We start from the raw sequence: 14,283 nt of genomic DNA, 5'->3' as shown, positions 1-14,283 counted from the left end.
AATAAAACAACTCCAATAACAAAGTCAATTAAAAGTTTAATTATTATATTATTTAATGTAAATATATTATTAACAAAGTAAATTCCAACTACCATTATAGTTGAAGCTATTGCAATTTTTAAAAGCTTAATTAACATAGACTTTACATCAAAGTCTCCAATTAAATTCCTAGTAGTATTAAATAATAATACTGAGGTTACTATAGCCGATATTGAAGTTGAAATAGCTATCCCCATTATTCCTATTTTCTTTGATAAGAATATACTAAGGGCAATGTTTACAAAAACACCTATTACTCCATTTATTGTAGTAAGTTTAGTTTTTTGCATTGAAAATAATGATGAATTTAATATATCTCTAACTCCTGCAAAAGGAAGTTGCACTGCATATCCTATAAATGCTAATGTTGTTATTGTAACAGCAGTTTCATCAAACTTTCCTCTTTCATAAATAAATGTAACTACATCTCTTCCTAATAATATAAATGCCATCATTATAGGAATTAAAAAAACTGATATAGTAACAATTGATTTTGAAAGATACTCCAAAAATCCTTTTTTATCTCCAGAATTTAATCTATTTGCCATAAGTGGATACATAACTGATACTATAGAGGTTGTTATTGCTGTATTTGCAAAAATAATAAGTTTTTGTGCAAAATCTAAAGCACTTATAGCTCCATCTCCTAAGCCTGATGCTAAATTTTTATCTACAATCATATTTAATGAGTTTGCTCCTGCTCCAATTATAACTGGTATTATTAATATAACTAATCTTTTTAATCTTTCATCTTTTAAGTTAATACTAGGCCTGAAAACATATCCTTGCTTATATAAAGATGGTATTTGAACCACAACTCTAAATATATTACCTATTACATTTGCAATAGTTAATCCTAAAATAGAAACATCCTTAAATAATATTAAATAAATTATTATAGGAAGATTAAAGAATAAACCAAGTATAGATGGAATTACAAAATCCTCACAAACTTGAAGTATTGAAGCAAAACAAGCATTAATACATAAAAATATTATATTAAATAAGCTTATTCTAGTTAAAAAAACTGTTTCAGCCATTTTTTCTGGTGGAAAGTTAGTAACAAATACTTTTACAACTTCTTCTGTATATATAAGTCCTAAAGAAAGAGCTATTACTGATATAACCCCTAAAATTGTAACTACATTATTAGAAAACTTAAACATTTCCTCTTTTCCTTTTTTATGCTTAACTTCACTAAGCATAGGAATAAATGTAGTTGATATTGCAAGTCCTATAATCATAAATACTGATTCAGGTATAGATACAGCAGCACTATAAACATCATAGGTTTTTCCTGCTCCAAAATGATAACCTGCTAAAATATCTCTAAAAAAACCAAGAAATCGACTTAGTATAGTCATTGCCATTACAATAAAAGTAGCTTTTAATACCTTCTTATTACTCATTACTTCACCCTTTTCTCTTTATAAACTAATAATAAAAATTTAGGTATACTTCCAAGTCTCTTTATTCTCCATGGTTCCTTTGCTACTCTATAAAACCACTCAAGCCCTATATTTATCATCCACTTAGGAGCTCTATTTACCTTTTCTCCAATTACATCAAAGCTACCACCAACACCCATAAATATTTTAACAGGTAGTTTATCCATATATCTTGTTATAAATGTTTCTTGTCTTGGGCATCCCATTGCAACAAATACTACATAAGGTTTCTTTTCTGTAATTTCTTCTATAATTTCCTTTGGATTATCCATATCAAAAAAACCATTTTTATATCCTACAATATCTAAACGAGGATATTGTACTATCAAATTAGCTATACAAGCATTTAAGCTTTCTTCTGATGCTCCTAATAAGTACACACCTTTATTTTCAACTTCACATTTCTTTAAAATTTCTCTCATCAATTCAATTCCAGCTATTTTTTCTTCAACAGGAGTATTTAACATTTTTCCTGCTATTTGTGTTCCTACACCATCAGGAATAATTAATGACTTTTGAGATTTAAAATTTTGAAGTAATTCCTTATTATTTAATCCCGTAAATAATACTTCAGGATTCCCAGAAACTATATGTACCTTATCTAATTTATCTACATATTCTAAACAATCTTGCAAATTATTCTTATAAACTTTATATCCTAATATATCAATGAATTCATTTGATTTCATAAGTACCTCTCTTTATGCTTTCATTATGTTTTAAAAATTATATAAACATAATACCATACTTTCCCTATATATAGAACAAAGTTCTTTCTTTATAGATAATTTAAAACCCCAGATTATAAAATAATCCAGGGTGTAATTTGTTTAAAATCCTTATTACTTGTTAAGCATAGCATCTATTTCCTTAACTATTTCATCATCAGGATTTATTTTTTTTGCAATATCTAAATGCAGCTTAGCTTCTTCAATATTATTTAAGTTTATATAACACATAATAATATTTGTGCAAATTTCAACTTCTCTAGTTGCTTCAAATGCCTTTTTAAAGTATTTTATAGCAGTTTCAAAATCTTGAATACATGCGTAGTTAATTCCAAGTTCTACTACTACTTCTAATATTCCGCTTTCTTTTTCTAAGCTTTCTCTTAAATAGTAAATTGCTTGATCATAATTTTCAAGCTTTCTATAACCTACAGCTAAATAATAATAAATTAAAGGGTTTTCTTCAAATTTTTCTACTAAATTTAATAAAGTTCCAATAGCCTTAGTTGGATTATCATTTAAGTCTTCTATTGCTGATTCATAATCAGATATATTATTAATATCTTCTATAATAATTTTTATATCTTCTCTAACTTCTCCACCTAATTTAACATATTCCATTATTGCGACCTTTGCTTTTGCAAAATCTCCTCCATCCTTTAAAGTTAATGCCTTATAAAGGTATGCCTCTGGTATTTTAAGCCCTCTATCTTCACAATACTTAATATCATCTAAAATTATATCTTTAAATGATGAATCCTTTTCTCTAATAGCTTCTCCAACCATTAATAGCTTCTTCATTACATCTAAATCTTTTGAATATCTATATAAGCCTTTAAGTAATAAATAAGCTTCTATTAATTCATCCTTTTCAATTCTTTTTGATATAATACTTTTAATACAGCTTTCTGAATCTTTAATATATGTTAAAAGTGTTTCGTAATCATCGTTAAATCTTAAGTCTTTATCTGCTCCTAACGCTAAAAACATTCCTTCTACAAAATAATAAATTGGTAAGTTCTTTATTTTTATTTCATTATTTACATTAGATGTAATATGTTTAGAAGATACAGGTATATATAATTCTTTATTTTTTAACTCTACATATTCTGGCATAGAAATACTTTTCTTAAAGCCTTCTTTATTTATTTCTAAAAATAACATTTCTCCAAGTTTTTCTTTAAACGTTGAATTGTAATCCAAAACAAATCCTCCTTAAGTGAATACTAATTAATATATATTACATTATTATCTAATATCTTTCAAGAACTTATAATAATAAAGAGGATATAGTTTTAAAGCTATACCCTCTTTTAAAATAAATTTTATTTACTTTCTGTCTTTTCTTCTGCTTCTACTACTGCTTCCATATCATCTGATACTTTCTTTCTCTCATAACTTATAGATGCTATTACTGAGTTTAAATCATCAACTATTGAGATTTCAGAAGCAACTTCTAAATCACATAATTTATAAACTGAACCTACCGCTCCACCTTTAATATTCATATCAACATATTTAGGTAAACTATCCGCTGCACATTCAATTCTTACGCTATCCTTTTCCTTTTGTAGGACTATACCTCTTTTAGCTAATATATCTTCACCTATATAATGAATTGGTACAGAAGATACAATTGTTTGATTTCCTCTTAACTCTTCTAAGTCTATATGTAGTATCTTATGTGTTACCGGATCTCTTTGAACATCTTTTACTAAAGCCTTATGAGCCTCTCCCCCTAGGCTAAAGTCTAAAATTCCATGTTCTCCATTGCATGCTATTTCTCTTGATAAATCAAGTTCTCCAACTTCAAACATAAAGTTTTTAATCATTTCACCATATAATATTCCAGGTACCTTTCCAGCTTTCCTTGCTTTTTTGGCACTATTTGAAACCTCATTATTTCTTTTATTTAATTCTAAATTTGACACAGATAATTCCCTCCTAAAAATAATGTTTTTTAACACTCTCTTGTGATATTCTTCACACAAAATAGAATTTTTATTCATTTTTCAAGGATTTTTAAAATTTCTTCTATCCTTATGAATGATTTTATTGCATACTTGTCCCCTTTAAAATATAATAGTAATGTTTGTATAAAATCTATAATATGATAGAAAATACTATTGAAAGAAGGTGTCCATATTGTACAAATTAGATCAAAATGAAACTCCCCTTTTTAATGCCTTATTAGAATATGTAGATAGAGATACTCTACCATTCCATGTTCCTGGTCATAAAAAAGGAGTTGGAATAGATGAGGAATTTAAAAGTTTTATAGGCGAAAATCCATTTAAGATAGATGTTACTGTTTTTAAACTTGTTGACAGCTTACATCATCCAACAGGTCCAATAAAAAAGGCTCAAGAATTAGTTGCTGATGCCTATGGTTCAGATGCATCATTTTTCTCAATACACGGAACATCTGGTGCTATTCAAGCAATGATAATGTCTACTGTTAAAGATGGTGATAAGATACTAGTTCCAAGAAATGTACATAAGTCAATAACTGCTGGTATTATTTTAAGTGGTGCAGTTCCAGTATTTATGCAGCCAGAGCTTGATAAAAAATTAGGTATAGCTCATGGTGTAGCACCTGAAACTATAAAGAACACTTTAGAAGCTAACCCCGATGCTAAGGCAGTGTTAATAATAAACCCTACTTATTACGGTGTTGCTACTGATATTAAGAAAATAGTTGATATTGTTCATAGCTATGATATTCCTTTAATAGTTGATGAAGCTCATGGACCACATTTAGCTTTTTCTAAAAAGCTTCCTCTGTCTGCTTTAGAAGCTGGAGCTGATATGTGTGCTCAAAGTACTCATAAAATAATAGGTTCCTTAACTCAAGGTTCCCTGCTTCATGTAAAGAGCAAATATATAGATCCTAAAAGAGTTCAACAAATACTTAATTTATTACAAACTACATCACCATCATATATCTTAATGGCATCATTAGATACAGCAAGAAGACAAATTGCTCTTCACGGTGAAGAATTATTAAGTAAAACCATTGAACTATGTAAATATACAAGAGATGAAATAAATAAAATTCCTGGTTTCTACTCATTTGGAGAAGAAGTTCTTGGAGTTCCTGGTTCTCATTCTTTTGATCCTACAAAGATAACTATTTCTTGTAGGGATTTAGGTCTTACAGGATTTGAATTAGATATGATTTTATCTAATCAATATCATATTCAAATGGAACTTTCAGATTTCTATAATGTTTTAGCTGTAGGATCATTTGGAGATACTAAAGATGGTATGGAAAGATTACTTAAAGCATTAAGAGAAATTTCAGCTGAATATTATGGTAAAAAGGATCCTATTCCTGATTTCTTAGATATTCCGTCTGTTCCAAGCAAGGTATTAAATCCAAGAGAAGCTTTTTATGCTGATAAAGTATCAACTTCATTAAAAGATAGTATAGGTAAAATATCTGGAGAGTTCCTTCTTGCATATCCTCCAGGAATACCTCTTTTATGCCCAGGTGAAATAATCACACAAGAAATTGTTGATTATGTTGGTGATTTAAAAAGAGCTAATCTTTATGTTCAAGGAACTGAAGATTTAACTGTTGAAAATATTAAAATTGTTCAAAAATAATAAAAAAGCACAGATTAAATCTGTGCTTTTTCTTATAGCCCTAAATATTCTTCTAAAGTTAAATCATTATTAGCAAAGTTTTTGCTATGTTCTACTCCAATATATCTAAAGTGCCATGACTCATGCATAAATCCTGTTTTCCATTCCTTACCTTCAGGATATCTTAAAATAAATCCATACTTATATGAATTTTCTTTAAGCCATTTTGCTTCATCTGTATATTTAAAGTCATTTTCAGCCCAAAGTGATCTATCTAATCCACCTATATCAAATGCTAATCCAGTTTGATGTTCACTAAATCCTGCTCTTGCTGAAAAAGTATCTGTAGGCTCTTGTCCATAATTAGATACATAATTTGAATATAGCCTATCTTGATACCAATAACTCCTATATGTTGAAAAAGCTTGAATATAAATACCATCTAATTCAGCATCTGCTTTCATCTTTTCAAATGAATCTCTAGCTTCTACACTTTCACCTGGGGCAAAAGTATCTGGTAATCCATTTTCTTTGTTAACTACCAAAATACCATTTACATACTTAGGCTCTCTAGTACTTGCATCCTCACTTGATTTTTCATCATAAACATTTTTCAACTTTCTTTCATTAGCTACTTTTTTAATACTATTTATGTAAACTTCTAGTTCTTCTAAAACCACTTTAGCTTTATTATAATCCTTTTGCTTATAATAATTATTATATTCATTAACTTTTCCATTTATAAATCCTGACTCGTCTTCATTAAGTCCTTCAATATGTTCATCATTAATTTTATTAAAATGAAGTTCCAGCTCCATTTCATTAGATGCACTAATATCATTTACAATTATCTTAAGTTTAGATACTAACTCCTCTAACTTTTCTGTTATTCCATTACTTACTTCAAAAGAAATATCACTTATTAAAGTATTTATTTCATTCATCTTTTCTTCTGTTGTATATATACCATCTACGTGACTTCTTACATTTTTAAAATCCTCTATAACCTTCATTTGACTATCAAATCTTTCAGTAGCTTGTACTTCATTTTTGACTAAGGCATTATGCTTTATCTTTATAGGGGCATATACTACTAATCCTAGCATTATCGCTGTAACTGCAATCATTGGAATTGATTTTTTCATCTTTTTTTTCTTTTTTTTCAATTTATTCCCCCCTTTAATCCTTCATAGGAATTATAACAAAAAAACAAATAAAATAAAAATCCATTTTTAAGGGTTTTTCCGATATTATCTTTTAAATTACTTAATATAATCTCTTAATCTTTACATATTCTATATAATATAAAAATTAAAATAGCAGGTTAATCCTGCTATTTTATAACTTTTATATATTTCCAATTATTTTTTTTATATCTTGTCTTATTTTTTTATCTAGAGAATACTCGCTCCAGTAATATAATTTACTATTAATATCATCATCAGTGTTATCTAAGCTAAAATATGTTATAGCTGCCTTGACATGATATATTTCATCTAAATCATTTATATAAATTATCTTCTTATCACCTTCATCTATTCCCATTATTTCTTCTAAGTTAATATTAGTCTTTCCTATTGCAATCATTTTCAGGAAATTTAAATGACCTTTAGTAAAGGTTTCAGCTGCATTCATTAAATGAATTAATGTTTCATACCCTCTCACTATTTCACCATGTTTTACAAACATTTTATAAAAATGTTGAATTAATCCTATTACTTGTTTATTACCTTTTATTTGAGACATAAATCCAAATATAATTATTTTTTTATCATCATCAAAATGAATTAAACTATTCATAACATCATTGACTATTGAATCTACACAAACACCCTCTGCTGCAAGCTTACATAATAAATTAATTGATTTAAGCCTTAAATTTGAATTTCCATTAGCTATTTTAGATAATATTTTAACTCCACTTTCCTTATAGCTAAATAATATCATAAGAACTGCATTTTCAACTGCCATATGCCATTCAGGTAAAGTCTCATACTTAACTCTAAGATTTTTTGTTCTAGTTACCTTTCCGTTTAAATACTCAGGAAGTAAATTTATATATCTAACACCTATTTTTTTTGCTGCTTTTTCAGCACTTTCTTTAAGTTCTAAATAATTATCACTATTTTCTACAACTTTTAAAATTTCTGAAGTGATTAGTGCCTCAATAAATTCTTTATCTTCAACAACTTCTTCAAGTTCTATTTCCTTTTCCTCTAACATACTTAATGGTATTTCAAACTCAATACTTTCTACTTTTTCTTCTTCTATTACAGTCTTTGTTATTTCTTCGTTTACTTCTTTAATAAATTCTTCTCTAATAAAATCCTCATCTTCATATTGGTTTTCTTCATTTTTACTCTTATTTTTGAAAAGACTCCAAAATCCCACTTTTATTTCCTCCTAAATCTATGTCACTTATTACGTCAAAGCCATTTTCTTTTAACAAAAAGCTAGTTACTCCTTGTCCATTAATTTTTTTACCAGTAAAGCTACCATCATAAACATAATTTACTCCACAAGAAGGACTCCCTTCTTTTAAAATTACAGCTTTTGGATTTACTATTTTAGCTATTTCTAAAACTTCTTTTGCTCCTTTAATAAAGCTTAAAGTTACATCATTCCCATTAATATCACATACTCTTCCACGCCCACTTAAAATATCTTTAGCTACTCCCCCTTGAATTTCTACAGGATTTCTCGGTGTTGATAAGCCACCTAATTGTTCTGGACATATTAAAACAGCCTTTCCTTTTTTCAAAAGGTCAATGCAAGTGCTATTTAAATTATTTTTACCATTATATTTACAATTTAGACCACATAAACAACCACTAATTAAATACATTATCATCACCTCTTTACAATATTATTATAGCACAAAAGAGACCCTATACAATACTAGTATGGGCCTCTTTTAATATTTAAATCTTACTTTAATGTTACAATTGTAACCCCATCTCCACCTTCTCCATAAACTCCAAGTCTATAGCTTTTTACATGTGGATGTCTTTTAAGCATATCATTAATTGCTTTTCTTAAAACACCAGTCCCCTTGCCATGAACTACTGTAACCTCACCTAAATTGCACATATATGCTTCATCTAAGTACTTATCTGTTCTATAGCAAGCCTCTTCTGCGTCCATACCTCTTAAATCTACTCTACTTTCAATAGATCTTAAGTTTAAATTCATAACCTTCTTTTTCTTTTCCTTTTTAGCTGGTGCATTATTTAACTTTCTTAAATCCTTTAGCTTAACGTTTATCTTCATTATTCCAGCTTCAACTTGAACATCTCCCCTTGAATCAGGCATTGAAATAATAATTACATTTTGATTTAAAGAAGGTAGGTAAGCATCCATACCTAATGTTACCTTTTCTATTGCTTCTCCTCCACTTTCTTTCATTTTATGAAGTGAAGCTTCCTTTGATTCTAAAGATTCCTTTAATTTCTTTCTTTCTTCTTCTAATCTCTTTCTTCCACCTTGCGCTATTCCAAGCTTTTCTAATTCTCTCATTGCTTTTAATATTTCATCAGCTTCATCCTTAGCCCTGCTTATTATATCTTTAGCTTCTCTTCTAGCATCTTCATAAGCTTTATCTCTAACTTCTTCTAGTCTTCCTAGCTTTTCTTCATATTTCTTTTTTAGAGTTTCTGCATCTAATTTTATTTTGCTAGCTTCTCTTGCATCTCTATTAGCAATAATGCTTTTTTCTTGTAGATCTCTTATTAAATCTTCAAATTGAAGGTTTTCATCTGCTATATAATCTTTAGCCTTTGCAATTATATCATCTTTTAATCCTAATCTCTTTGAAATTTCAAAAGCATTTGACTTTCCTGGAACTCCAATAAGCAATCTATAAGTTGGTCTTAAAGTTTCAACATCAAATTCAACTGAAGCATTTTCAATACCAGGAGTTTCTAATGCATAACCTTTTAATTCACTATAGTGAGTTGTTGCAATTTGTCTTGCTCCTCTATTTTTTAAGGTATCTAAAATAGCTACAGCTAAACCTGCTCCTTCAACTGGATCTGTACCTGATCCTAACTCATCAAATAATACTAAAGAGTTTTCATCTGCTTCTTCCATAATATTAACTATATTTGTCATATGAGAAGAAAAGGTTGATAATGACTGCTCTATACTTTGTTCGTCACCTATATCTGCAAATATCTTTTTAAAGAAGCTTACAGTTGATGCATCTCTTGCTGGAATTAATAGTCCACTTAATGCCATTAAGTGTAATAAACCAACTGTTTTTAATGTAACAGTTTTACCACCTGTATTAGGACCTGTTATCATTAAAGTATTAAATTCTTTTCCTAAATATATATCAGAAGGAACAACCATTTTGGGATCTATTAATGGATGTCTTCCTTGTATTATATCAAAGCTTTTATCTTCATTTACTGTAGGACAAATTGCATTTAAAGATGAAGCATATTTTCCTTTAGCAAAAATAAAATCTAATTCTATTAATATTTTTGAGTTATTTTTAGCTTCCTCTATATTTAAATGTACCTTTTCTGAAAGCTCCATTAATATTCTTTCTATTTCCGCTTGCTCTTTTAATTTTAATTCCTTTATTTCATTATTTAAATTTACAAGGCTCATAGGTTCTATAAACAAAGTAGCTCCTGTTGAACTTTGGTCGTGAACAAGTCCTGGAACAGCTCCCTTATATTCAGCCTTTACCGGAAGTACATATCTGTCACCTCTCATAGTATATAAGCTATCTTGTAAATATTTAGAATTTGATCTAACTATTCCATTTATCTTATCTCTAACTGATGAGTTTTTCTCCTTTAAGGATTTCCTTATTCCATACAATGTTCCACTTGCTCTATCACTTACTTCTTCTTCAGAAACAATTGCATTTTCTATTTCATCCTCTAAAAATTTTATAGGAGTTAATATATACGCAAGATCCTCAAGCTTAGGATACGATATTTCTTCTTCATTTCTAGAAATGAACTCTTTGAATCTTCTTGAACATTTAAGCATTCCTGCGACTCTTAATAATTGTCCTGGAGAAAGTACTCCCCCCTTTTCAGCTCTTTCTAATGCTTCTCTTACATCAAAAAGACCTTCAAACGGTGGATTACCTTTTCTTATTAATATATCTAAAGCTTCATTACTTTCTTGCAATTTGTTATTTACTTCAAAAATAGTGTTATAAGGCATTAAAGAATCAACAAACTCCTTCCCACCTTTAGTTATTGCATAATACTTTAATTTATCTTTTACTTTATTAAACTCTAATACTCTTAAAGTCTTTTTATTCATTACATTCTCCTTTTAAATAAACTATTTAAATACTTCAATTAAAAAATCTCTAAATTGACTTTTAAACTTATTATAATTATAAACAGTAAGAATAGCTGATACAAAAACTGACGCTGCTGATAGTAAACCTAAAATTGACGCTACTAATGTCCCATCATAATCTCTAAGAATTATAGTTGAAACAATTAATGTAAGTGTTATACCAGCCATTATCATTTGTTTTTTCCATAAGTTCATTAATAAAGTCAAGCCTCTTTGCTTTTGCTCTTTAGTAGCCTTTTTAACCCACTCTTTACTCTTTATTTTATAAGTTCCTATTAAAACAGAAATTATTAAAATAAATGCTGCTATTAAAAGATATGTCATTGCTAATATATTCATTTTCAATCTCCTACTATTCTATTCCTCTTCTATAATGTCCCTTTGTATAAAGCTTTGTATTAACTTCCTCTTCCCCTCTAATCATTCTTAATACTTTTCTTACTTCATCATATTCTTCATCTCTAAATTCTACTCTAAAGGAATTTACTCCTAAGTCTTTAAGATCATTTATTTCATCTATAAGATTTAGAGGAATAGGATTTAATATATAACTTCTGCAAAATACATCTGTCATAACTCTAAATCTTTCCTTCATTCTATCTACTAAAACAAACTCATCCTTTGAGCAAGCTATATTACAATCCTTACATGATGACTTTTCACCAAAAGTGCTTCCAATAGGACAGTATTCACTTATCATTAACTCAGTTTTACCATAAAGAATTCCTTGAATATTGCCTTTAGCTCCTTTTAAAGTAGTTTTAATTTCTTTTCTATTTAACTCTAAACTTAAAGTAGGCATATCAATTGCATCTTGATAAAACTTTAAAGCCTCTGAATTAATAATATTAAATTTGTAGTCTCCAATAATATATAATTCCTTAGCATACTTTCTTACTATTCCTACATTTACAGTAACAATTCCCTTTATATGCTCCTTAACACTTTCAATTACTTTTACTACACTATTAAATTCGCTTTTAATTATATTAGGAATTTTTAAATATATATTTATATCTTTATTTTCACTTAACTTTTTAATATCTAAAGCTCTTAAAGCATCCTTATCTCTACTAAATAAATCAACAGCAATCTCCGTACATCCTTCATCTAAAAGAGCATTAAGTTGATTTTTAGTAATACATTGATATAATATTTCCATTTTTTCATTAGAATAATTAATTTCTTTTGCATTAGTTTTTTCAGGTCTTTTTCTTCTAAAGCTTTTTGTAATAGACTTTTGAATTCCCTCAAGCGCCTCTCTTCTTAAATTGTTTAAATCTGCAATTCTTAAGAATCCTTCATCACAGCATTCAAAAGTAATTTTATCAAATTTAAATGCTCCTTCTCCTGATTTTTGAAGCGCTTCAATTATTCTTTCCTTTTCTAAAGGTCTTTTTTCCGCTTTTTGAACTACTTCACCAGTAAAGCTATATTCTTTACTATTATAATTAACCGTTAAGCTCATTGGCTCATTAATTTTAAATATAACTTTTGCATTTAAGGATAGTTTTCTATTATAAGGCTTTATAGAATCCTCTAGCTTATTAAATAATTTTTTATCTAATGATTTGAAAAGTTCCTCACCTTTTTTATAAGCTGTAGGGAATAGTTTTACTCTTTCCCCTCTTTTAGCTTCCTTTACTTCTTCACCATTTCTTATTATTTTATTTACAGAAAATCCTGTATCCGCAAATCTAAATCCATCTCCTAATGAAATATCTTCCTTTAATATTACTTCTCCATTACCTTCAACTCTTCCTAAAGGAACACCTGTATTTCTAGGATGTTTATAACTCATCATATCTTTACCTATGTTTTTATGAAGATATGCCTTAGAGAATCCACCTCTATTAAATAGCTGAAGTAATTCTCTTTTTCCTTCTTCTACATTATATTTACCTTTAAATAAAACCTTGTCGCAAGCTTTTCTATAATTATCTACTACTCCTGCAACATATTCTGGTCTTTTCATTCTTCCTTCTATTTTTAAAGATGATGTTCCTGAATTTATTATTTCCTCCATGTCTTCAATTGTACATGTATCCTTAGGACTTAATAAATAAGCCTTTTTTTCACCTAATTTCTTTCCTGTTAAGGTGTATTCCATTCTACAAGGCTGAGCACACCTCCCCCTATTACCACTTCTTCCTCCAATCATTGAGCTCATTAAACATTGACCTGAGTATGATATACAAAGTGCACCATGAACAAATATTTCTGTTTCAATTCCTAAATCCTTAGAAATATACTTAACTTCATCAACAGAAAGCTCTCTTGATAAAACTATTCTTTCAAAGCCCTTTTCCTTAAAGAATAAAGCTCCTTCACCATTATGTATTGTCATTTGAGTAGATGCATGTATCTCCATTTCAGGGAAATCTTCTTTAACTCTTTTAAATAACCCTAAATCCTGAAGTATTATTGCATCAACACCTATTTCATATAAAAAGCCAACATATCTTACAGCCTCTTCTAATTCGTTTTCCTTTAATATTGTATTTAATGTTACATAAACCTTAACACCATAACTATGAGCATAATCTATAGCCTTAATCATATTATCATTATCAAAATTTGATGCGTAAGCTCTTGCGGAAAACTTATTTCCTCCAAGATAAACTGCATCAGCCCCTTTATTTATAGCTGCAAATAAACTTTCCATACTTCCAGCCGGAGCTAAAACTTCTATTTTATTCATATCTTTCTCCTATTTTACCTAAGTAAATTTTTCTTATTGTTTATTTATATTAATAGTATTATATACTTGTTTTAGAAATTTATAAAACTAAATTTACATATTTAATCTTTTTCCAAATAAAATAGGCTGTTTTTCAACAGCCCATTCTTATATACTTTTTAAATTTTTTCTATTTAAGTAATGGGTTTTTAAATTTTTTTTCTTTAGCTAAGTTTATTTGAAGATCTACTAATTTTTTCTCCAAATCTAAAACCTTATATTGATAATTTTGTAATTTAAATTTAATTTCCTTATTTCTAGACTTTAATGTTTGCTTTTCTCTTATATTTTTCTTTAATTCTTCTTCCATTATATTCATTTCAGAAGATAACTTTTCAAATTCTTCCTTAAATCCATCTTGATCATGAGTTACTACAATGTCTTTAAATTTTAAATCCATTTCTAAGATTTT

11 protein-coding genes and 1 pseudogene are annotated in these 14,283 nt (G+C 28.2%); 1 reads left to right on the top strand and 11 read right to left on the bottom strand.

Annotated features, from left to right (window positions below; genetic code table 11):
• The 4 genes from murJ to ACRDBA_RS16125 all read right to left on the bottom strand — a co-directional run.
• A partial coding sequence (gene murJ / locus ACRDBA_RS16140; RefSeq protein ID WP_438573955.1) for a murein biosynthesis integral membrane protein MurJ occupies positions 1-1,448 on the bottom strand: 1,448 nt, incomplete at its 3' end.
• Positions 1,448-2,176, bottom strand: a complete 729-nt coding sequence (locus tag ACRDBA_RS16135; RefSeq protein WP_438573954.1) for a WecB/TagA/CpsF family glycosyltransferase — start codon at positions 2,174-2,176, stop codon at positions 1,448-1,450. The genes murJ and ACRDBA_RS16135, both read right to left, overlap by 1 nt.
• Positions 2,177-2,329: 153 nt before the next feature.
• On the bottom strand, positions 2,330-3,418 hold the full coding sequence (locus ACRDBA_RS16130) for a tetratricopeptide repeat protein (RefSeq protein WP_438573953.1): 1,089 nt from the start codon (positions 3,416-3,418) through the stop codon (positions 2,330-2,332).
• A gap of 122 nt (positions 3,419-3,540) precedes the next feature.
• Positions 3,541-4,146 (bottom strand): 50S ribosomal protein L25, encoded by a 606-nt coding sequence (locus ACRDBA_RS16125; protein ID WP_438573952.1) that lies wholly within the window; start codon positions 4,144-4,146, stop codon positions 3,541-3,543.
• A gap of 214 nt (positions 4,147-4,360) precedes the next feature.
• Here ACRDBA_RS16125 and ACRDBA_RS16120 point away from each other — a divergent pair, with 214 nt between their 5' ends.
• Positions 4,361-5,824 (top strand): aminotransferase class I/II-fold pyridoxal phosphate-dependent enzyme, encoded by a 1,464-nt coding sequence (locus ACRDBA_RS16120; RefSeq protein ID WP_438573951.1) that lies wholly within the window; start codon positions 4,361-4,363, stop codon positions 5,822-5,824.
• A 32-nt stretch (positions 5,825-5,856) separates the two neighbouring features.
• Here the strand turns inward: ACRDBA_RS16120 and ACRDBA_RS16115 are convergent, their stop codons facing one another.
• The 7 genes and pseudogenes from ACRDBA_RS16115 to ACRDBA_RS16085 all read right to left on the bottom strand — a co-directional run.
• Entirely contained in the window at positions 5,857-6,969 is a 1,113-nt protein-coding gene (locus ACRDBA_RS16115; RefSeq protein WP_438573950.1) for a M15 family metallopeptidase, read from the bottom strand.
• A gap of 181 nt (positions 6,970-7,150) precedes the next feature.
• Positions 7,151-8,194 carry a hypothetical protein gene (locus ACRDBA_RS16110; protein WP_438573949.1) on the bottom strand — a complete coding sequence of 348 codons (1,044 nt, stop codon included), beginning with the start codon at positions 8,192-8,194 and terminating at the stop codon, positions 7,151-7,153.
• Positions 8,166-8,648 carry a DUF523 domain-containing protein gene (locus ACRDBA_RS16105; protein WP_438573948.1) on the bottom strand — a complete coding sequence of 161 codons (483 nt, stop codon included), beginning with the start codon at positions 8,646-8,648 and terminating at the stop codon, positions 8,166-8,168. The genes ACRDBA_RS16110 and ACRDBA_RS16105 overlap by 29 nt, the downstream gene beginning before the upstream one ends.
• Positions 8,649-8,731: 83 nt before the next feature.
• A complete protein-coding gene (locus ACRDBA_RS16100; RefSeq protein ID WP_438573947.1) occupies positions 8,732-11,089 on the bottom strand; it encodes an endonuclease MutS2 in 2,358 nt (785 codons plus the stop codon).
• 21 nt (positions 11,090-11,110) lie between these two features.
• On the bottom strand, positions 11,111-11,470 hold the full coding sequence (locus tag ACRDBA_RS16095) for a hypothetical protein (RefSeq protein ID WP_438573946.1): 360 nt from the start codon (positions 11,468-11,470) through the stop codon (positions 11,111-11,113).
• Positions 11,471-11,483: 13 nt separating this feature from the next.
• Positions 11,484-13,832: a DUF3656 domain-containing U32 family peptidase gene (locus ACRDBA_RS16090; protein ID WP_438573945.1), complete on the bottom strand. Its 2,349-nt coding sequence runs from the start codon at positions 13,830-13,832 to the stop codon at positions 11,484-11,486.
• 169 nt (positions 13,833-14,001) lie between these two features.
• A pseudogene (locus tag ACRDBA_RS16085) lies at positions 14,002-14,283 on the bottom strand (cell division protein ZapA); the annotation flags it as partial.

The organism is Clostridium sp., assembly GCF_051654825.1.
Taxonomy (GTDB): Bacteria; Bacillota; Clostridia; order Clostridiales; family Clostridiaceae; genus Clostridium.
Note: the sequence above shows the minus strand (reverse complement) of the source record. Positions and strands in the feature narration are given on the sequence as shown.